This is a genomic window from Olsenella sp. KH3B4 (assembly GCA_900111695.1).
Taxonomy (GTDB): Bacteria; Actinomycetota; Coriobacteriia; order Coriobacteriales; family Atopobiaceae; genus Tractidigestivibacter.
In genome coordinates, this window is record FOHD01000004.1 from 208257 (window position 1) to 229103 (window position 20847).

The window sequence follows — 20847 nt, forward strand, 5'->3', positions numbered from 1 at the left end:
TCCTTTGCACTGCTGCACAATGCGCCCTTAGCCCGGCAGCCCCAATTTGAATCCACTTACATTGTCCGGCCAGCCGTCTGGCCCCAAACTCATATGCGTCAGAAGCTTTATTGACGCCGCGAAAGGGGCAGACATGGACCAGGATCGTCAGGAAGTTTGGGACGCGCTCACCACTCGAGCCAGCCAGCTCTTTGGTAAGGACCCCTCCGAGTTCACGGAGGACACCAAGTTCGCAGACCTCGGCATCAAGTCGGTGCAGGTCTCGCAGATCACGACCTACCTCGAGGACGAGCTGGACATTGAGGTTCCGTACATGAAGTTCCGTCGCTGCGCAACGTTTGGCGAGGCCACGGACTTTGTCTGCGACCTCCTGGACCAGTAGGGGGCGGCAGATGTTTCTTGAGCCTAGGATTCCCGAGGACTGGGTTCCTGTCACTGACAAGAAGCTCCACGACCTCATCCAGATGACGGGCGAGTGCGCGAGCTTCGACGAGGACGAGTGCCCCATCTACTGGGACCCCGACACTGAGGGCTACATCTTCCTCCACCGCGAGGCCTTTGGCGAGGACGAGGTCATGGCGGCCTACCGCGTTGCGCGCCAGCCCAACGACAACCAGGCCGAGGTCGACCTCTCCGCGAGCGACGACCCCATGGCCCGCATGGGCCAGGGCTTCTGCCCGCCCTTCAACCCCCACACCTACCAGGCCGCGGACGGCGTCGTGTGCATGCAGGACCAGGAAGTGGTCATGCGCGACGGCACCAAGATCTACTGCGACATCTACAGGCCTGAGGGCGACGGCCGCTATCCCACGATCGTCTCCTGGTCCTGGTTTGGCAAGCGCCCGGGCGACGGCATGAGCGAGTGGCAGATCATGGGCGTGCCCCCCGCGACGGTCTCGAAGTGCGCCAAGTTCGAGTCCCCCGACCCGCTCTACTGGTGCTACAAGGGCTACGCCGTGGCCAACGTGGACGTGCGCGGTGCCGGCCACTCCGAGGGCTCCGTCCACATGTTCACGCACCAGGACCGCGAGGACGGCTACGACTTCGTCGAGTGGGTCGCGGCCCAGCCCTGGTCCAACGGCAAGGTCGGCATGTCGGGCAACTCCGGCGTCGCCATGCACCAGTGGGGCATTGCGGCCACCTGCCCTCCGCACCTGGTCTGCATTGCCCCGTGGGAGTGCACGACCGACCTCTACCGCGAGAGCTTCTTCGAGGGCGGCGTCCCGGCCCTCTCGTTCAACAAGTTCATCGCAGCGCAGGTGACGGGCCCCAACGGTGTGGACGACCAGGTCGCCATGGCCAAGATGTACCCCGACATGAACGCCTACTGGAACGACAAGCGTGCCGACGTGCGCAAGGTCAAGATCCCCGTCTACCAGACCGCCGGCTGGTCGCACTTCCACCTGCCGGGCTCGTTCAACGCCTGGAGGCGCTGCCGCAGCCACCTCAAGTGGATGCGTGCCCACAGGGACTTTGAGTGGCCCGACACCTACAACCCCGAGAACCTCGAGGACCTGCTGCGCTACTACGACCGCTACCTCAAGGAGATCCACAACGGCTGGGAGATGACGCCGCGCGTCCGTCTTGACATCATGGACGGCTACGACGTCGACTATCAGGAGCAGCGTCCCGAGAAGGCGTGGCCCATCAAGCGCACGCAGTACAAGAAGCTCTACCTCGACGCGTCCGCGCCCAAGGAGTGCGCCGAGCTCGACCACAAGAGCTCCTGCTTCTCGCTCTCGACCGAGCCGGTGGCCACGCAGGCCAAGGCCAGCTACAACCCGGAGGACGAGGAGCTCGACTTTGACCTCACGCTCCCGGAGGACGTCGAGATCACGGGCTACATGAACCTGCACCTCTTTGTCTCGTGCGACGGCTTCGACGACATGGACCTCTTCGTGAACGTCCAGAAGGCCGACGCCGAGGGCAACTGGGTGCCCTGGCTCACGCTCGACGAGCCGCACCCCGGCGCGTGGGGCAAGTGCCGCGTCTCTCGTGCAACCGTGGACACCGGCCTCACCAAGGCCCACACCCCGGTCTACACGATGACCGACACCAACAAGCTGGCCGAGGGCGAGGTCCGTGCCGTGGACATCGCGATCGTTCCTACGGCCCGCGTGTACCACAAGGGCGAGCGCTTCCGCGTGCAGATTTCTGGCCGCTACATCCGCGACGGCTGGTTCGAGCCGCTCTCCTGGGATACCGAGAACCACGGCACCCACAACATCCATACCGGTGGCGAGTGGGAGTCCTGGATCGAGGTGCCCGTGGTGCCGCCGAGGTACCAGGCGGGGGAGTACATCCATCGCTAGGCGATATAGGCCAAGCTCTGGCTCGGGGGCTCTCCGGCATGTTGCCGGGGAGCCCCTTTCCGTGGGGCTCCAACCCGACACCGTGCGTTCGCACAACCCATCTCCCAACCCCGGACGCAGTTTCGTCTCGTCAGACGAATACCGCGAGAACCCCGCCGCCTACCATCAGGGAGGCATGCGCGGACCGGCAGGGGCCGGCGCTGCGCACCAAGCATCCCACATCCCAGGAGAGGGGTCTTTCATGGCACAGCACAAGGTAATGGGCATCTGCGCCGGTATGCATGGCGGCAACAGCGAGATCGCGCTCAAGGCGGCGCTCGAGGTCCTGCGCGACAAGGGCGCGGACTGCGAGCTCATCAATCTGTTCGACTACGACATTCTGCCCTGCACCGGCTGCGAGGGCTGCACCATGCAAATGGGTGCCATCGCGCAGGACCCCACCAAGGAGTACAAGGGCTGCGTCCTCAAGGACAAGGACGACGTCGACCGCCTGATTGCCGAGATGCACACCTGCAACGGCGTCCTTATCGCCGTCCCCACCTACGACCTCATGCCCAGCTCGCTCTACACCCGCTTTGCCCAGCGCTTCCTTGCCTACGAGCTCTCGTTCCTGCTGCAGATCGGCGTCGTGAAGGAGAACCCGCACACCGTCGCCGGCCTCATTGCCGTTGGCGGCTCCATGCACGACTGGCAGCCGCTCGCGCTCGAGAGCCTGCAGGCCACCATGTTCACCATGTCGCTGCAGGTCGTCGACCGCTACATGATCCAGCGCTCCGCGCGTCCCGGCTCGATGCTCATCTTCCCCGAGCAGGTCGAGCGCTGCCGCGAGATGGGCGAGCACATCTGGGAGGCCATGGAGACCCCGTTTGACCAGCGCACCTGGCTGGGCGACCCGGATGACGGCGTGTGCCCCAACTGCCACTCGAGCCTGGTCTACCCCGGTGACAAGCACTGGGACGGCGTCGAGTTCCCGTGGGAGTGCGCCGTGTGCGGTGCCGGCGGCGACCTCGTGGTGGACGAGAAGACCGGCAAGCCCAAGCTCAAGATTGCCGAGAACGGCCTGATGCGCGACCGCAACGACGACAAGGCCCGCGCCGAGCACCTGAACGAGATCATCAAGACCCGCATCGAGTTCATGCAGAAGAAAGAATCCGTGGTCGACCAGGCCGAGCACTTCCGCAAGCTGAGCTTCCCCACCGTGTAGCAGGCCTCTTTCGCACGAGAGTCCGCGCCGGGCGCAGGTGCTGCGTCCGGCGCTGTTCTTTAGTCCCCTTCGGTCCTAAAATCCGCGCGTGTGGTGCTGATGCGCGACGTGAAGAGGTCGAGGAAGAAGAGGATGCGGTAGGACAGCTGGATCATGAACTGGTCCTCGCCCGAGGAGAGGTTGCACCCAAGAATCTCGCGGATGCGGCCCATGCGGTAGAGCAGCGTGTTCTTGTGGAGGTTGAGCATCTTCGCCGAGCGCTGGGTGTTGCAGGCGTTCTGCAGGTAGATGAAGAGCGTGTCCATGAGCTCGGTTCCGTGCTCGCGGTCGTAGCGTGCCAGTCGCATGAGCGAGGGGTGCACAAAGTTGAGCAGGTTGTACTGCGCGTTGGTGAGGTCGAGCATCTGCACGTAGGCATAGTCGCAGTAGTGGTAGACCTGGCCGTCCTCGAGAAAGACCGAGACCATGCGACCCGCCCTGATGGCGGCGCGTGCCTGCTCGTAGTGGCTCTGGATGTGCGTGAGGTCCTCGAAGGCGTTGCTCACGCCCACCGAGAGGTCGTTCACGTCGGCGACCTTGTGGAGAAGCTCCTCGGTGTAGGTCCCTAGGCCGGCGTCCTTCTCGCGAGAGAAGAGCACCACGAGCGCCTTCTCATACGTGGCGTAGATGCTGTTCTGGAGGCAGCCGGTGAGCTGCATGGCAATGGACTCGAGGTCATGCGGGGCGACGTCTGCGTGGTTGGGGTCGAAGACTGCCACGTAGAGCGCGGGGAGGGGACGAAAGTCCAGCACGCTCAGGCGCCGCGCGGTTACGGCATGGCTGGGCTGCTCGTCGTTGAGGAGGCTTACCAGGAAGTAGGAGTCCATCTGCCCGCGGCTCGCAACATAGAGGTTGGTCTTTTGCATCTCCTGGGCGACGAAGCGCCCCAGACGGGCCATGCACTCCACGTCCACCTCGCCGAAGGGATGGTCGCGCTCGATCATCATGGTGTGGGCGATGGTCACCCCGTGCACCACCGAGGGCGTGACCATGGTGTTTGCCCCAAGGACCTCGTTGTACACCACGATGGGCCGGGCAGACTGCGCACAGCGCTCGGTGATCCGTTCGTGCTCGATGAAGGCAACGCCGTCCTCGAGGATAGACTCGTAGTGAAACTCCTGCTCAAGCACTTTGTTGATGCGGTTGGTTGGGTCGAGTCTGCCTTCCACGTGGCGTGCCACGTAGTGGTAGGCGCTGTCCACAACGACAATGGGGTTGCCCAGGGCGCGCGACGCCTCCTCGATGAGGTACTGGAGGCCGTTGTTTGTGAAGTGGGCGGTGAGCATGCGACGAACGATGTCCGTCACCTGGATGTCCTCGAGGAAGAATCCCTGGACGTCGTTGTAGCAGGAGAAGGGGTTGAACTCCAGGTGGAGCAACACCACGTTGGAGGAGGGGCTCTCGAGATACGTCGCAGGTACCTCCTGACACCCAAAGAGGACGACGTTGAGGATGTCTGCGGGAGGCGTCTCGGGCAGGTGCACGTCGTCCGAGAAATACAGGACATTGGGGTGGGTGCGCCTCGTTGAGGGGGTGAGGAAGCAGATGTTGTCGATGTTGACCTCTGGGTCACGGAGCTTCCTCAGGGCAACGGATCCCTCGGGCAGGCGCTTGAGCAGCTCTTTGAGTTCCACGGCTAGGTCCTTCTTGTCGTATGTGCAAGTACACAAAATAATAGGGGAATGTCGTCTCGCACGTTGGTCTCGCGCGGGCGGGCGGCAGGGCCACCATCGTTTATAGTTCAGCATATGCGCAGGAAGCGGTAGCATTCGGGAGGTGCGCGGGTGAAGCGGGGCACTGAGAGGAAAGCCAGGAAAAGCGTCGAGGAGAGAATCGAGGAGGCAGTCTTCTGCCTCATGGAGTCAACCGACATCCCCGACATCAAGGTGGCTGACGTGGTGCGTCTGGCTGGTGTCTCGCGCTCGACCTTCTACCGGCACTTCGATGGCGTCGAGGACGTGGTGAAGCAGTTCGAGGCAGGTCTTCTCGACACCATGCGGACGATCAACAACACGGCGCTGGGGGTGCAGTTCGACAAGGCCGAGCTTAAGCCCACGCATTCGATGGTTGCCCGTATGGAGGTGCTTCGCAAGAACCGCGACAAGATCGTGGCGCTCAACAGCGACCACGGCGATCCCGTCTTTCAGCATAGGGCGACCATGCTCATGCACGAGTACTTTCGCATTCGCCTGCAGGGGGTTGGCGGCTCCGAGCTCCATCGCGACCTGTACCTCTCGTTTGTGATAGCTGGCCACAACAACCTCATCCAGTACTGGCTCGAGAAGCGTCCGGAGATCCCGCCCACCGAGGTCGCCGCCATGCTCAACCGCATGTACTACTCGCCGCTCTTTATCGACGAGAAGACCGCGCTCGAGCTTCCCGAAGACCCGTTCGCCCGCTTGTAGGGGCCGCTTGCCGGGGGTCTGGCGCGCTCTTGGTCCCCGGGAGATAGCGTAGCTCGAACAACCCATCTACCAGCGCGTTTATGCGCACGCCCAAAAGTGCGCACCTATGGCATTCCGTTCTTTGGACATCGCAAACAACTGGCCTTTTCCTGCGAAAAGAAACATATACCTCGTCTGTGTCCCACATTGCGGGACATGGTGTGTGGTTATGTCCCGTCTAGCAGGCTGCGTGCCCCATATCCTGTGCTCGTACGCAGTGAGAGCTCTGCACACACGAGCAAAGGAGTGATCGTCTTGGTCAAGCTTGGCAAGCAGGCGCGCAGCGTGTCCATCGTGGGCGTGGGCTGCACTCCCTTCAAGAACTTCGAGGACCATCCCCAGACGAAGGGCATGAGCGAGGGCGATGCCTTTGGCTATGCCGCGCTGGAGGCCATCCAGGACGCGGGTCTCGAGCCGCGCGACATCCAGTACTTCTACCACGGCGCCGCCAACCCCTTCATGATTGGCGACTCGCTCACGCCCAACATGCAGGTCGCTGATTGGTTTGGCGTCCGCGGCATTGGCTCGGTTCACCACTCTGAGGCGTGCTGCACGGGCTACGTCGCCCTGCAGGAGGCCGTGCAGGCGGTTGCCTCGGGCACCTACGACGTGGTGCTCTCGGGTGCCGTCGACCTTGCGGCGTCCCTTCCGGTGGTCGACGCGCCAGGCTGCTTCCGCCGCGACTTCCCGCTCTCCGAGATGCTGCCCTCGATCCCCAAGGTCTACGACCGCGCCTACGGCCGCCCGTTTGACTCCGCGTTTGGCATCTCGTTCGACAACTGGATCAACAAGTACCGCTGGGAGTACGACCTCTCGGCGGAGCAGATCGACGACGCCCTCAACGGCGTGTCCAAGTCCCTGAGGCGCGATGCCGTGCTCAACCCCCTGGCCTTCTCGACAAAGACCTTCGACGAACTGGCCAAGGAGAACGACCTTCCTGACGCCGACGCCTACCTCAAGAGCTTTGGCAACCCCAAGGTCACGCAGTACCTGCGCGTGACCGGCTTCGAGATCAAGTGCGACGGCGCCGCCGCCCTGGTGGTCATGCCCACTGACATGGCTGTCGCGCGCGGACTCGACCACAAGGTGATTGACGTCCTGGGTACCGGTGCCGCCGCCTTCGAGGGAGCCACGCCGGACAACGAGTACAACGGCACGAAGGCTGGTGCCGAGCAGGTCTACGAGCTCACGGGCGTGAGCCCCGACGAACTCGACCTTCTCTTTGTGAACGACTTCTTCCTGGCAGGCGACATCGTGGCGGCCGAGGAGGTTGGCTACATCCCGCGCGGCGAGGCGTGGCAGTACGCCATCGACGGCCGCATGGGCTTCGATGGCGACAAGCCCATCAACACGCATGGTGGCCGCTGCAACTTTGGTCACGCACATGGCGCCTCCGGCGTTGCGGACGTCGTCGAGGCCGTCAAGCAGATGCGCGGGGAGGCCGGCGCCACGCAGATGCCCAAGGTCCCCCAGACCACGTTCCTGCGCGGCTTTGGCGGTGGCCAGAACATCCGCTGCCAGATCCTTCGCACCCACGACTAGCGCTCGGCGCACGCCAAGCAACCAAGAGGAGGTACACGATGCTTCTTGAAGACATGGAGCCAATCGTCAAGAGGTTCTACGACGGCGTTGCCGAGGGGAAGCTCCTTGGCCGCAAGTGCGCCGAGTGCGGTGCCATCGAGTTCCCGCCGCACCTGGGCTGCAACGCCTGTGGCTACCACAAGACCGAGTGGGTCGAGCTCTCCGGCCACGGCACCCTCGAGTCCTTCGTGGTGCCCGGCATCCAGAACGACAAGCCCTACCTCAAGGAGATTGAGCCCTACGGCTACGGCAAGGTGAAGCTCGACGAGGGCGTGGAGTACTCGTTCGTGGTCTTCTGCGGCAAGAAGAAGGTCGTCAAGGGCCTGCAGGAGCGTCTCTACAAGAACCACGAGACCATAGGGGTCCACTTCAAGCCCATCAAGCGCCTCGTGCCCGAGAAGGAGGGCTCGGACGTGATGGTCGAGTGGTGGGAGCCCTGCTTCGAGCTGGACGAGGTTGCGCAGTAAGGCCCCCAGGGCAGTACCGCGCATCAAACACACAACAAATCGAAAGGAAACAACCATGGACAGGAACGAACTTCTCGCAACTCTCGCTGGCCTCGCCAAGGAGGCCTACAAGACCGACGTCGACATCACGCCCGACACCACCTTCGACGAGCTGGGCAAGGGTTCCATGAAGATGATCGCCCTCACCTCGATGATCGAGAACGAGCTCGACGCCGAGGTCACCGTCTCCGAGATCATGAACATGAAGACCTTCGGCGAGCTCGTCGACCGTGTTGCCGAGGAGGTCGAGGAGTAGCACCCAGCGCTTCTCGCACGCAGCACTGCCAGGAAACCCCGGGGCGGCTCCTTCTGGGGCCGCCCCTCTCTACTTACGGGAGAGACACATGAACCTCATGGATGCCATGCGCGAACGCGCCAAGGCAGACGTCCAGCGCGTTGCCTTCTTCGAGGGCGAGAACCCCACCATGATCAAGGCGGTGGCGGAGCTCACCGCAGAGGGCCTTGCCACGTGCACCGTGGTTGGCGATGCCGAGGCGATCAGGAAAAACGCTGACGAGCAGGGCGTGAGCCTTGCGGGCGTGGAGCTTGTCGACCTTGCCGACGAGGAGGCCAACGAGGCCATAGCCCAGCGCTTCGAGGTGCTTCCCAGCTGCCGCTGGAGGGCAAAGGGCGTGCGTCGCCGCGTGACGCGTCCCATGGAGCGCGCCCTCATGATGCAGGCGCTCGGCGACGTGGACATCACCTTTGGCGGCATCGACTGCCCCACCGGCGACGTCATCCTGGGAGGCCAGGAGATCATCGGCCTCGCGGACGGCATCGACACCGTCTCGTCCATGGGCATCTTCGACATCCCCGGATACCAGGGCTCGGATGGCCAGCTTCTGGGTTTTGGCGACTCTGCGGTGTGCCAGAACCCCACGCCCGAGCAGGAGGCGTCCATCGCCATCTCCGCCTGTGACACCTGGAGCGCCCTCACCGGCCGAGAGGCGCGCTGCGCGCTGCTCTCCTTCTCGACCGACGGCTCCGGAGCGGGCGAGATGGTCCAGAAGGTGCGCGACGCCCGCGACATCGCCCGCGAGCGCCGCCCTGACCTCAAGATCGACGGCGAGTTCCAGCTCGACGCCGCCCTGCGCCCGGAGGTCGCCGCCCACAAGGTCCATCGCGAGAGCGACGTTGCCGGCAGGGCGAACGTCATCATCTGGCCAGACCTCAACGTGGGCAACGTGGGCGTGAAGCTCGTGCAGATGTTCGGCCACGCAGACGCGTATGGTCCCATGCTCCAGGGCTTCAAGAAGATCGTCTGCGACTGCTCGAGGAGTGCCCCCGTGTCCGAGATCGTGGGCAACGTCGTGATGTCCTGCGTTCGCTCGCAGTGCCTGGAGGGGGAGTAGCCATGGCTGAGAAGAACTACCGTATCTTGGTCATCAATCCCGGGTCCACCTCGACCAAGGTGGGTCTCTTCGAGGGCGATGCCTGTGTCTTCTCGGCAAACGTCGCCCACGACGCGCAGAAGCTCAAGGAGATCGGTGACGTCTCGGCCCAGCTGCCGTACCGACGCGACATGATCCTCGACATTCTCGACCAGAACAAGGTCGACCTTGCGGGGATGGACGCGTTCGTCGGCCGCGGCGGAGGGCTCATGCCCTGCGAGGGCGGCGTCTATCAGATTGAGGAGAAGCTCCTCCACGACGCGCGGATCGGAGCCAACGGGGTGCAGCACCCCGCCCAGCTGGGAAGCCAGCTCGCCCACGAGTTCGCGCGCTTCTCGGGCAACAAGCCTGCCTTTGTGGTGAACCCGCCCGACACCGACGAGCTCTGCGACGATGCGCGCATGACGGGCATCAGGGGCGTCTACCGCAACGTCCACCTTCACGCGCTCAACCTCAAGGAGACGGCCATCCGGCATGCCGCAACGCTTGGAAAGCGCTACGAGGACTGCGACTTCATCGTGTGCCACATTGGGGGAGGAATCTCCATCTCCGCGCACAAGCACGGGCGCATGATTGACGGCTACGACATCGTGGGCGGTGAGGGTCCCATGACCCCCACGCGCTGCGGCGCGGTTCCGGTGATCGAAGCGTTTGCCTACCTCGAGGAGCACGGGATCAACACCACGAGGAGACTGTGCCAGCGCAGCGGCGGCTTTGCCGACCTCCTGGGCACCTCCGACGCCCTTGAGGTGTGCCGTCGCGCGGAGGCCGGCGACGAGGCAGCGTCACGTGCCTGGAGTGCCATGGAGTACCAGATCGTGAAGTACATCGCCTCGATGGCAGGCGTGCTCCACGGTCATGTGGACGGCATCCTTCTTGGCGGCGGCATGGTGCACAACCAGGGGCTCGTTGACTACATCCGGGAGGGTTGCGGCTGGATTGCCCCCGTTACGGCATACCCGGGCGAGTTCGAGCTGGAGGCCATGGCGGCGGGCGCTGTCCGCGCCCTCTCCGGCAAGGAAGAGGTAAGGCACTATACCGGACGCCCGGTCTTCTCGGGCTTTGCGTGCTTCGAGTAGGGATGCGAGTCTGTCTTGACGGGGGTCTTCTCGCTTCGTGCGATAGCACATAAAGTCGTCACATATCGACGAAAGCTTGTGCTAAGAGCCATAGGACGCTGGGGGTCCTCCTAATAGCATAAAGGGCATCGGGCGGCGCGCGGGAATGCCTCGTGCGCCGCATTTTGTACCTTTGGGCATATGCCCAGCGTCTAGGGAAGGAATCACTCATGCCGATGAAGACTTCAACGCGGTTCGTGAAGGCAGCAATTCTGAACCTCTGCACAGCCTTGGTGCTGTGCGTGCTCTGCGAGTGGCTTGCAATCTACGTCTTCCACACCGCGACGCCGACTCCGGGCGAGGGGTGGATCTGGCCCATGTTCTGGATCAACTACGTGTTTGCCTGGTGCGTGGCAACCATCATCGGCATGGTTCCCTCGCTTCCCGAGGCGAGCGTCCGCTGGGCAATGAAGCGCTCCAACCCCTCCGAGGGTGCCAAGTTTGGGGCGCTTGTGAACGTGCCCATCAACACGGTCTACGCACTTATCCTCTGCTACTTGGTGGGGACGCTCGACGCCTGCATCCTGGGCGGTGCGCCAATCATCGCGTCGGTCTTCGGCTTCCTGCAGAACATCATTCCGGTGTGGATTGCCTGCTACATCGTTACGTTCTTCCTGCAGGGTCCCATCGAGAACTTCGCACGCAAGGTCTGCAACGACCCTGCGCCGCAGATGCACTAGTACAGTCGCGCGGAGGGTATGCATAGCAAATGGCGTTCCGGCGCCCGGGCCATGTGGCTCGGGCGCCACTTTGGACTTAAGGGAGGCACTTCTCGCATGGACAAGATCTTTACGGTTACGGACCTCGGCGACGGCCTGTGGGAGATTGCGGACAGCGTTGGCTGCCGCTGCTACCTCGTGAGGGGGCGCGATCGCGTGGCGCTCGTGGACTCCTGTGTGGGCGTGGGCGACCTGCGTCCCGTGGTGGAGGGGCTTGCGGGCGGCCTTCCCGTGACCGTGCTTCTCACGCACCGTCACCACGACCACATTGCGGGATCCTACCTCTTCGACGACGTGCGCATTCCCCAGGAGGAGGTCGACCTCGGCGTTGAGGAGGAGCAGAACCTGCATGCCCGGAGCTTCTACGTGGAGCAGGGGCGTGCTCCCGAGGGGGCGTTCTGGGCCATGAGCGAGGGCCGGAGGCCGAACTTCTCGCACTTTGAGGAGGGAGACGTTCTCGACCTGGGCGGAGTCACCATCGAGGGGTACTTCCTGCCCGGACACACCGACCACTCCATGGGCTATCTGCTGCGCGAACGGAGACTCCTGCTGGCTGGCGATGCGGTCACGCCCTGCATGTGCCTCTTCTTCCCCGAGAGCCTGCCCATTGCCGATTGGCGCCAAACGCTTGACAAGATGGGCGAGATGCCCTTCGACACGTTCCGGATCGGCCACTACTCCCACGAGTTCACCAAGGATGACCTGCGGGGATTCATCGTCGCAGCCGACTATGCGCTGAGTGGCGCGCGCGGTCTCTCGTGGATGTACACCTACATCGAGGGGCTCAAAGGGTCGCTCTACATCTCGCCGGAAACGCCGACGGACGATGCGGACTCGCCGGACTTTCGCGCGGTGATTGGGCCCTACGTGCCCAGGGAGCACAAGCGCCGCAGACGACGCGGGACGCAGGGCGCGGCGGCCGAGGGGACGCCCGGCGAGGCATCCGGCGAGGAGCGGTAGCGCGCCACAGGGCGCATTCTCGCGGCTATCACGCACAAGAAGAGCCTCCGGCGCCACCTGGGCGCCGGAGGCTCTTCTTGTGCAAAACCGTCGTGCGTGCGCCGTCTACCGCTCGGAACCCGCGGATTCCTTGGGCGCGTGCGCAAGCGCATAGATTGCCAGTGCCAGGCACGCAGCCATGCACACCAGCGACAGGGCAAACATCAGGCCGTACCCGCCGGCCGAATCAATCACCAGGCTCCAGAACACCGCTGCAACGGCGCTCATCAGCGATCCAACCATTGAGACGCGCGAGTAGATGTTGGCGTAGTCCGCAGAGCCAAAGACGCTCCGCACCAGAAGCGGCGTCTCGACCGTGGTCATGGCGTAGACAACGCCAAAGCAGAAGGCTCCCACCAGCAGCAGCGCGAGCACCGATGGCATGCCCCACATGAGAAGGACGCCCACGGCGCCAACGGCGATGCCGCATACGGCACCAAGGCGCACGGAACGGTCGCTCACGGAGCCGAGAAACACCTTGCCAATCGCCTGGCCGGCCATCGCGGCAGACGCGACGATACCTGACGCGGCAGCAATCTGCGGCAGCGAATCGGAAAACGACAGCGCGTAGCTCGAGAGGAACTGGTAGACGGTCTGGTTGAGCGTTATCAGCCCGCAGAAGGCCACGATTGCCCAGAACGCGGGCGTGTGCATGGCATCGGCGGCCGAGACGCCCTTCGCAGGCGCGGTTGCGTCAGCACCAGCGCTGGTACCTGTACCGTCGGCAGTCTCAACCTCGTCTGCGCCATAGGGGAGAAGGCCCTTGTCGGCCGGCTTGCCCCGCACCACGAAGAGCGTGAACGGCAGCGTCCCCACAAGGATGATGATGCCAAAGACGAGATACGCCTGGCGCCAACCCTCTGGCGACGACTGGATGATCGACGTTCCCAGCGGGTTGAAGATGACGCCGCCAATGCCCGTGAAGGCCATGCACAGGCCAACAAAGAACCCCACACGCTTGACGCACCAGGCGTTGATGAGCGTGGGAACGGCCAGGTAGATGAGAGGTGCCACGCCTATACCCAGCACAGCGCCCACGAGGTAGAACTGCCAGATCTGCTGGCAGGACGCCATGCCAAACATGCTCAGGCCGCAGAGCGCGGTGGCAGCGGAGAGCACTGCGCGCGAGTCTCGCACGGCCAGGAGCTTGCCGGCAACGGGAAGCGTGGCCATCATGGCGAGGTTGAGCACTGAGAAGTACAGCGTGAAGGAGGCCTTGGGCACGCCGAAGAACTCGGAGACCGGCGTGAAGAAGATGCCCGCGCACGAGAGAACCAGCGCGCAGGGAAGGCATGTCATCACGATGCACGAGAGGACGATGAGGTAGGCGTAGTGAAAGCCGCTGCGCGTGGTCGCGTTGTTTCTCGCCATGCCCTAGGCCTCCACGTCGGCGGGAGCGCCGTCCAGCTCGAAGCCGTCCCAGGAGGGCTCGCCCGTGTAGGTCATGACGTCCTCCGTGCCGTCGAGCGCGCGCACCGCACCGGCTGCCGCGCCCTCCATCTCGAAGTCGCCCGCAAAGACGCTCACCGGGGCGATCCAGCTCACGCGCTCTGTGACGTAGTCAACAAAGCGCTGGTCATGCGAGACGCCGCCCGTGAGAACAATGCCGTCGACCTTGCCCTCGAGCACGGCCGCGAAGGCGCCGATCTGCTTTGCGGTCTGGTATGCCATGGCCTCGAAGACGAGCTTTGCCCACTCGTCGCCCGCGTCGATTCGCGCGTCAATCTCCATCGCGTCGTCGGTGCCGAGCAGGCCCTTGAGGCCGCCGGTCTTGCCAATGACCCCCATGACCTCCTTCTTGTCGTGCTTGCCGGAGAAGGCGAGAGCGGCGACGGGCTTTACCGGCACGTCGCCGGAGCGGTTGGGGGCAAAGGGGCCCGAGCCCTCCAGCACGTCATTCGTGTCGACCATGCGCCCGCGCCTGTGCGCTGCAACCGAAAGGCCGCCGCCGACGTGCGCCACGATAACGTTGACCTCGTCATAGGCCTTGCCGAGAGACGCCGCGCAGCGGATGGCGCACTCCTTCTGGTTGAGGCAGTGCACGTGGCTCTTGCGGTAGATGCCGGGGTAGCCGGTGATGCGGGCAACGTCCTCGAGCTCGTCGGTGTCGGGCTGGTTCACGGCAAAGGCGGGCTTGCCGCAGCGGCCGGCAAGGTCGAAGAGGATGGGCGCGCCCAGGATAGCGGGGTGGTTCATCCCGCAGTTGAGCACGTGGTCGCAGACGGTCTTGTCGATACGGAAGATGCCACCGACCGTGGGGCCCATGCCGCCGCAGTAGCCCGAGAATGCGTCGATGCTCTCGAGCGCGATCCCCGCTGCCTCAAGCGCGTCGAGCACGGTCTTTGTGCGGAATCCCAGCTGGTCCGCCGCCTTGTCGAATCCAGCCAGCACAGCAGGGTCGTGGCGGACGTTTTCCCTCATGAGGGCCTTCTCGCCCTCGAAGACGGCGACCTTGGTGGAGGTCGAGCCGGGGGAGAGCGTGAGTATGCGATAGGTCATGTGGTGCTCCTTAGGTTGCTTCTGGCTTCTGGCGGCGTCCGCGCTGTTAGCGGGCGGAGAGGACGAGCATGGCGATGTCGCCCACCATCTCCTCGACGGAGGAGCCGCGCGAGCTGTCCGCCACCGGGCGCTTGAAGCCCGAGAGGTTGTGGCCGTAGCCCTTGCCGTGCGCGAAGAGCTGAACGAGCTTGACGGCGGTGTTCGCGCAGTTGAGGTCGGGGAACACGAGCACGTTCGCGCGGCCGGCCACGGCGCTCTCGCGCTTAACCTTCTTTGCGGCAACCGCCGGAACGATGGCCGCATCGAGCTGGAACTCGCCATCGAGGGCAAGGTCGGGCCTGCGGTCGCGGGCAATCGAGAGGGCCTCGCGGATGCGCTCGACGCTGGGGCTCTCGCCGGAGCCGTCCGTGGAGTAGCTGATAAAGGCGCAGCGGGGCTCCCAGTCCATGAGGGAGGCTACGTTGTCGCAGGCGGCAATCGCGATGGAGGCAAGCTCCTCTGCTGTGGGCTCGGGGTTGAGGCCGCAGTCGGCGAGCGCGATGACGTCGCCCTCGGGTCCGGAGAAGCCCGGAGTCTGCACGAGCGCCAGGATGGAGGGCACGTCCATGCCATCGGCCAGGCCAATGATCATCTGAGCTGCCATGAGGACGTCGCCAGTCGTGTTGGTGTGGCCGCAGAACGTGCAGTCCACGTCGCCAAGGTCCTCGAGCATCATTGCGTAGTTGAGCGGGTTCTTGAGCTTGCGACGGGCGGCCTTTGCCGAGAAGAGCCTCTCGCGGCCGGCGCTCATGTAGCGCTCGGCGAGGGCGTCTGCCGCCTCCGCGTCTGCGGTGTCCACGATGCGCATACCCTCAGTCGAGACACCCGCGCGCTCTGCCGTCTGCGCGATGACGTCAGCAGGGCTCACGAGGACCGGGGTCCCAATGCCATCGTCCGCGACGCGCCTTGCCGCAAGCAGGGTGTCCTCGTTCTCGCACTCGGGAAGCGCCACAACCTTGGGCGTCTTACGTGCCTTCTCAATGAGCTCGTCAATAAGTGCCATGTTCCTTCTACCTTTCCTTGGCCTTGTATGCTGCTGGCCACTATCGCCTGGAGGGAATCTTGAAGAGGATGACCGACGTCACATAGCCGATAAGAACGAGCTGCAGGTACGTCTGGCTCCACGTGGCAAGCATCTGGGCCGGGCCCACCTGCGTCACCGCCTCGGTGAGGGAGATGATCGTGACGAAGATCAGGTTCTCAACGAAGATCGCGACGTACGGTCGCGCGCCCTTCCCGTCAAGACCCCTTGTGAGCGACTGCGAGATGCTCACCGTGGGGACGAGAAGCTGTGCCACGACGTTGGTCGTGAACGCCACGCAGGTGTAGGGATACCAGGTCGCCCACGCCAGCGGCGCGCCTGCAAGCAGCGTTGCGCTCGTGTTGATGACGAGCGCAAGGACGATGTCGTTGACGAGCGTTCTGATGTTCCATTCGCACATGGCATGCCCCTCGTGTCTCTCCGCGATAGTCCACAAGCTAGAGTACGGCGCACCAAAACTGGCTCCCATGGAACGCACACCAAATTACTTGCGCGGAGAAGTTACTATGTTTGTGCACGAGCACAGCACGGCTGAGGAGGAGAGATGAGGCTTCGGACCATCCTGAACGAGCTGCCCATTACGAGCTCCTACATCCACGATGACGAGCTGCTCGAGTGGGACCTCATCGTCTCTCCCGAGTGGAACGTGGGGTCAAAGGGTGTCGTGTGCCTGGGCTCCATGGCAGACTTCCAGAGCAATGACGTCCCCCAGACGGGCGACGGGATCATGCTCGTCTACGTTCAGGGTGAGCTGGACGAGCAGTACCACAAGCCCCCGCGCAACGTGGTGTTTGTCACTGGCGAGGCCTCTCCGAGCGATTTCCAGGAGGCCTTCATGCGTCTGGTGCTCAAGAGCGGCGAGCTTGCCGTGAGGAGGGAGGCGCTTTTCCGCTGCTATCTGGACTCCTACGACCTCAGGCAGTTCGCCCGTCGCGCCTCCGAGGTGATTGGCAACCCGGTGGTGATAAGCAACACCGACCACAAGGTGCTGGCAACGGCCGGCGAAATCCCCAGCGATCGCCCCGATATCGCCGCTACGGTCGAGAACGGCTACGTCTCGCAGTCGGTGGAGGACCATCTCGCCGAGTCGGGGATTCTCAGCTCCGTGAGGAGCTCGCGCCACTCGATCATCACCACCAACGTGGCCGACAACCTGCGGTGCGTGACCTCGATCATCTACCACCACCGCCTCGAGATGGGACGCTTCGACGCGTTTGAGGTGACCCACGAGGTCACGGGCGTCGACCTGGAGCTCATCGATTTCGCCACCTCGCTCGCCGGCCTCATGATCGATAGGCTTGGCGTCGCCGGAAAGCGCGTGGACATGGGTTCGTCCGTTCTTGCGGACGTTCTCTCTGGCAAGTTTGAGGACAGGGGCGCCGTTCGAGAGCACCTGCGAATCGCCGATGTCCCGCTCGACTGCAACTACGTGCTGCTGCGCGTGGTGGGGCAGCCCGGTGCCGGCCACGACTACTACGCGCGTGTTGGCCAGCTTGTGGGAGACGCGCTCTCCGGCAGCGTCTGGACCATCTTTGGTTCTGCGGTTGTCGTGCTCGTCTCGCTTGGGGAGGCCGCCGGCCAGGGCTTTGGGGACTACGAGACGTGCGAGCGCAGGATCTTGAGGGACAGGAGCTTCATGGCCGCGCTCGAACACAACGACATGCGCGCCTTTGTGAGCGAGCCCTTCTCCGACGTCATGCTGGTACGTCCCCGCCTCAAGCAGTGCATCCTTCTCGACGAGGCGGACGCCCTCGAGAGGGGGGAGCGCCAGCGCGTGGTCTTCTTCTGGGAGAGGCGCTTCCAGATGGTGGCATCCGTCTTCAAGGGCCTTGGCTACTCCGACATGCTCCTCGACAAGCGCGTGGTGGCGATGGCGCGCTACGACCGAGCGCACGGGAGCGCCTACCTCGAGACGGCGGTGATGTCGGTGCGCTTCCCGGGAAGCCCCGCCGAGGCAGCAGAGGCTCTCAACGTGCACAGGAACACCTACTTCTACCGCGTGAACAAGATCAGCGAGCTTTTCAAGCTCGACCTCAAGGACGGTGACGACCGCCTGGCGGTATCCTTCACGGCGCGGGTTCTCGAGGCGCTGGGAGACGATGCGGCGGCCAGCGGAGACCTCCTCGAGACGGTCTGAGGGGACTTTCTCGGCCAATCTTCTATGCAATTGCACAGCATTCCCGGCGATAGGCTTCTGCCATCAGGAAAGGCCGCCGCGCGGGGGCGTGGCGGAAACGCTGCGAGAGGGAAGGTTGGTGTCCCATGGCAAAGGTTTTGGGCGTCTCGTTTGGAACCAAGAACGGCAACAACGACAGCATCTGCAAGGAAGCGCTGATGGGGGCCGTCGAGGAGGGCTGCGAGGTCGAGTTCATCCGTGCGATGGACCTCAACATCAAGCACTGCACCGGCTGCATCACCTGCGTGAAGATGCTCATGAGCGGCCAGGGCAACATGTGCATCCACAAGGACGACTTCGACTGGCTGTTCTTCAAGATGGCCGAGGCAGACGGCATCATCATGTGCGACCCCATCTTCGAGACGGGCGCGTCGGGCCTCTTCCACACCATCATGGACCGCTTTGGGCCTCGCATGGATACCGGCAACAACGTGATTGCCACCCACATTGCCGAGAAGATCGCCGCCGAGGGCGGCAAGTCCAAGGCGCCGGACCCGCGCATCATCTGCCCGGGCAAGCCCGTCTCCTACATTGGCATCGGCGGCTCCGACTGGGGCACGCACGTCCAGTCCGACCACGCGATCCAGTCGATGACCCCCACCTGGAAGGTCATTGACAACGAGTGGGTGCCCTGGTCCAAGCGCGCCCTTCTCGACGACAAGGTCGTTGCCCGCGCGCACCAGATCGGCGTGAACCTCGCCCGCGCCGCCAAGGATCCCGAGCACGCCTCCTACCAGGGCGCCGAAGGCGTCTGCCCGCATTGCCACGCCAACGACTTCTACCTGGTCCCCGGCACCGATAAGGCTATCTGCTCCGTCTGCGGCCTTGAGGGCCACGTGAGCGTTGTTGATGGCAAGATCCAGGTGGAGTACCGCCACGACGAGTGCTACGACGAGCGCGGCCTCTTCCGTGCGCACGACACCGCCGAGGGCAAGCAGATTCACGGCGAGGACATTGGCCGCATGGAGGGCGAGCTCGCGCAGCTTCAGAAAGGTGACGAGTACAAGCAGCGCGTCGCTAAGTACAAGGCCTTCATCCAGCCAACGATGCCCCCGAGGGACTAGCGGGCCCGCACACGGCGACTCTCCCACGGCATCGCGCGCCGCGCACAGTTTTGTGCCGGGCGCGATGCCGTTCTTTTGTACGGCCGCACATAGCCCGTACGGCCCGGTGCTGCGACATTACTAAGTGTCTACGTTACACAAAGCGTCTTGTTGTCCCAAACATGGAGGTATGACATGGCCAAGCAGCTGGAAACCGACGTTGTCGTCGTTGCGGCGGGTCTCTCCGGACTCGCTGCGGCGATCTCTGCCGCGGAGAACGGCGCAAGCGTCATCGCTCTGGAAAAGGCGTCCAACACCGGCGGCGCCGCCAACATGGGCATGGGCCCCTGCGCGGCCGGCTCTCCGGTGCAGAAGGCCTCGATGATCGAGGTCACCCCTGGCGAGCTGTTCCGTCGCCACATGTTCTATACCCACTACCAGGTTGACCCCCGCCTTGTGCGCGCGTACTACTTCAAGAGCGGCGACACCATCCAGTGGCTCATGGACATGGGCGTCAAGTTCAACTCCGTGCGCCCCGCGTTCCGCGCCCGCGAGCGCACCCGCGCCTACGCCGACGGCGAGTACACCTGGCACGTCGTCCAGCCCGAGGACGGCTCCGAGCCCGGCCCGCGCGCCGCGACCACGATGACCAAGCGCATGACCGAGCGTGCCCAGGCACTGGGCGTCGAGTTCATGTTCGAGACCCCCGGCAAGGAGCTCATCACCAACGACGAGGGTGCCGTCGTGGGCGTGAAGGCCGTCGACAAGAACGGCGAGGAGGTTGACGTCACCTCCAAGGCGGTCATCGTCGCCACCGGCGGCTTTGGTGCCAACTCCAAGATGATCAAGGACCTCATCGGCTTTGACTGGGGCAAGAACCTCTACTCCTTTGCCGTGCCCGGCATGGATGGCGACGGCTTCAACATGTGCCACAAGGTCGGCGCCGGTCACACGCCCGTGACCATGGAGATGATGTACCAGCTCCCCGACAACATGAACCACTTCTACGTCGAGGGCGGCTTCCGCCAGCCCTGCTACTGGTGCGACCGCAACGGCGAGCGCTTCATGCCCGAGGACGACATCTTCAACACCACCTTCGTGGGCAACGCGATCAACCACCTGCCCGGCAAGGTCGCCTTCTCGATCTTCGACTCCAAGATGCTCAAGCACTGGAAGAAGGATGGCCCGGACATCGTGAGCCACGTCCACCCCAAGGACCTCTACCAGGGCTTCGACGAGCAGTTTGCCCGCGATGAGGACACCTACCTCGACGGTAACGGCAACCACGTGATCGCCAAGGCCGATACGCTCGAGGAGCTTGCCGAGAAGATCGGCATCGACCCCGAGGGCCTCGTCAAGAACGTCGAGGAGTACAACGCCATGTGCGCCGAGGGCTGGGATTCGCTCTTCGAGAAGGAGCGCGAGTTCATGATGCCGCTCGAGAACGGCCCCTTCTACGCCTGCCGCCAGTACGTTGGCGCCTACGGCACGCTTGGCGGCGTTCTCATCAACCAGCGCATGGAGGTCATGACCGACGAGTACAAGACCATCCCTGGCCTCTACTGCGTGGGCACGGACGCGTGCACCATCTACGGCGACTCCTACAACTACTCCATCCCGGGCAACACCATGGGCTTCTGCCTCAACTCCGGCCGCATCGCCGGCGAGAACGCGGCTGCCCTCTCGATGGAGTCCGCGTCGGACGACGAGTGGGACTAGTACCTAAGAGCGCGTG

19 protein-coding genes are annotated in these 20847 nt (G+C 63.8%); 14 read left to right on the forward strand and 5 right to left on the reverse strand.

Going from position 1 to position 20847, the window contains the following annotated elements:
* The first annotated feature begins 133 nt into the window (after positions 1-133).
* The 3 genes from BMX94_RS05485 (at position 134) to BMX94_RS05495 (ending at position 3516) form a co-directional block, all read left to right on the forward strand.
* A complete protein-coding gene (locus BMX94_RS05485) occupies positions 134-382 on the forward strand; it encodes an acyl carrier protein (protein ID WP_059055526.1) in 249 nt (82 codons plus the stop codon).
* Between the two features lie 10 nt (positions 383-392).
* Entirely contained in the window at positions 393-2312 is a 1920-nt protein-coding gene (locus BMX94_RS05490; RefSeq protein ID WP_091004575.1) for a CocE/NonD family hydrolase, read from the forward strand.
* Positions 2313-2553: 241 nt separating this feature from the next.
* A complete protein-coding gene (locus tag BMX94_RS05495) occupies positions 2554-3516 on the forward strand; it encodes a flavodoxin family protein (RefSeq protein ID WP_091004577.1) in 963 nt (320 codons plus the stop codon).
* A 59-nt stretch (positions 3517-3575) separates the two neighbouring features.
* Here the strand turns inward: BMX94_RS05495 and BMX94_RS05500 are convergent, their stop codons facing one another.
* Complete coding sequence (locus tag BMX94_RS05500; RefSeq protein WP_177171341.1) at positions 3576-5189, reverse strand: PucR family transcriptional regulator; 1614 nt, start codon at positions 5187-5189, stop codon at positions 3576-3578.
* Between the two features lie 150 nt (positions 5190-5339).
* On the opposite strand from BMX94_RS05500, the gene BMX94_RS05505 reads away from it, so the two are divergent.
* The 8 genes from BMX94_RS05505 (at position 5340) to BMX94_RS05540 (ending at position 12274) form a co-directional block, all read left to right on the forward strand.
* Entirely contained in the window at positions 5340-5960 is a 621-nt protein-coding gene (locus BMX94_RS05505) for a TetR/AcrR family transcriptional regulator (protein WP_091004581.1), read from the forward strand.
* A 285-nt stretch (positions 5961-6245) separates the two neighbouring features.
* On the forward strand, positions 6246-7541 hold the full coding sequence (locus tag BMX94_RS05510; RefSeq protein WP_286160037.1) for a thiolase family protein: 1296 nt from the start codon (positions 6246-6248) through the stop codon (positions 7539-7541).
* A 38-nt stretch (positions 7542-7579) separates the two neighbouring features.
* Positions 7580-8047, forward strand: coding sequence for a Zn-ribbon domain-containing OB-fold protein (locus BMX94_RS05515; RefSeq protein WP_091004583.1), 468 nt, complete (start codon positions 7580-7582; stop codon positions 8045-8047).
* A gap of 55 nt (positions 8048-8102) precedes the next feature.
* Positions 8103-8342, forward strand: a complete 240-nt coding sequence (locus tag BMX94_RS05520) for an acyl carrier protein (protein WP_091004585.1) — start codon at positions 8103-8105, stop codon at positions 8340-8342.
* Between the two features lie 88 nt (positions 8343-8430).
* Positions 8431-9438 (forward strand): phosphate acyltransferase, encoded by a 1008-nt coding sequence (locus BMX94_RS05525; RefSeq protein WP_091004587.1) that lies wholly within the window; start codon positions 8431-8433, stop codon positions 9436-9438.
* A 2-nt stretch (positions 9439-9440) separates the two neighbouring features.
* Positions 9441-10556 carry a butyrate kinase gene (buk, locus tag BMX94_RS05530; protein ID WP_091004588.1) on the forward strand — a complete coding sequence of 372 codons (1116 nt, stop codon included), beginning with the start codon at positions 9441-9443 and terminating at the stop codon, positions 10554-10556.
* 209 nt (positions 10557-10765) lie between these two features.
* On the forward strand, positions 10766-11275 hold the full coding sequence (locus BMX94_RS05535) for a hypothetical protein (RefSeq protein WP_091004590.1): 510 nt from the start codon (positions 10766-10768) through the stop codon (positions 11273-11275).
* Positions 11276-11371: 96 nt separating this feature from the next.
* Positions 11372-12274, forward strand: a complete 903-nt coding sequence (locus tag BMX94_RS05540) for an MBL fold metallo-hydrolase (RefSeq protein ID WP_177171343.1) — start codon at positions 11372-11374, stop codon at positions 12272-12274.
* Positions 12275-12379: 105 nt separating this feature from the next.
* Here BMX94_RS05540 and BMX94_RS05545 read toward each other — a convergent pair whose 3' ends face one another.
* Genes BMX94_RS05545 through BMX94_RS05560 form a run of 4 tightly spaced genes read right to left on the reverse strand, consistent with a single transcriptional unit; the run spans position 12380 to position 16293 of the window.
* The gene (locus tag BMX94_RS05545; protein WP_091004593.1) at positions 12380-13684 is read right to left on the reverse strand and encodes an MFS transporter; all 1305 of its coding nucleotides are present in this window, start codon (positions 13682-13684) and stop codon (positions 12380-12382) included.
* Positions 13685-13687: 3 nt separating this feature from the next.
* Positions 13688-14812 (reverse strand): butyrate kinase, encoded by a 1125-nt coding sequence (gene buk, locus BMX94_RS05550; RefSeq protein ID WP_091004595.1) that lies wholly within the window; start codon positions 14810-14812, stop codon positions 13688-13690.
* Between the two features lie 46 nt (positions 14813-14858).
* Positions 14859-15854: a phosphate acyltransferase gene (locus BMX94_RS05555; protein WP_091004597.1), complete on the reverse strand. Its 996-nt coding sequence runs from the start codon at positions 15852-15854 to the stop codon at positions 14859-14861.
* A 40-nt stretch (positions 15855-15894) separates the two neighbouring features.
* Positions 15895-16293 carry a hypothetical protein gene (locus tag BMX94_RS05560; protein ID WP_091004598.1) on the reverse strand — a complete coding sequence of 133 codons (399 nt, stop codon included), beginning with the start codon at positions 16291-16293 and terminating at the stop codon, positions 15895-15897.
* Positions 16294-16437: 144 nt separating this feature from the next.
* Between BMX94_RS05560 and BMX94_RS05565 the strand changes: the two genes are divergently transcribed.
* From BMX94_RS05565 to BMX94_RS05575, 3 genes are all read left to right on the forward strand, one after another.
* Positions 16438-18030: a PucR family transcriptional regulator gene (locus BMX94_RS05565; RefSeq protein ID WP_091004600.1), complete on the forward strand. Its 1593-nt coding sequence runs from the start codon at positions 16438-16440 to the stop codon at positions 18028-18030.
* Positions 18031-18155: 125 nt separating this feature from the next.
* Entirely contained in the window at positions 18156-19133 is a 978-nt protein-coding gene (locus tag BMX94_RS05570; protein WP_091004602.1) for a flavodoxin family protein, read from the forward strand.
* 174 nt (positions 19134-19307) lie between these two features.
* Complete coding sequence (locus tag BMX94_RS05575) at positions 19308-20831, forward strand: FAD-dependent oxidoreductase (protein WP_091004604.1); 1524 nt, start codon at positions 19308-19310, stop codon at positions 20829-20831.
* Positions 20832-20847: the final 16 nt, after the last annotated feature.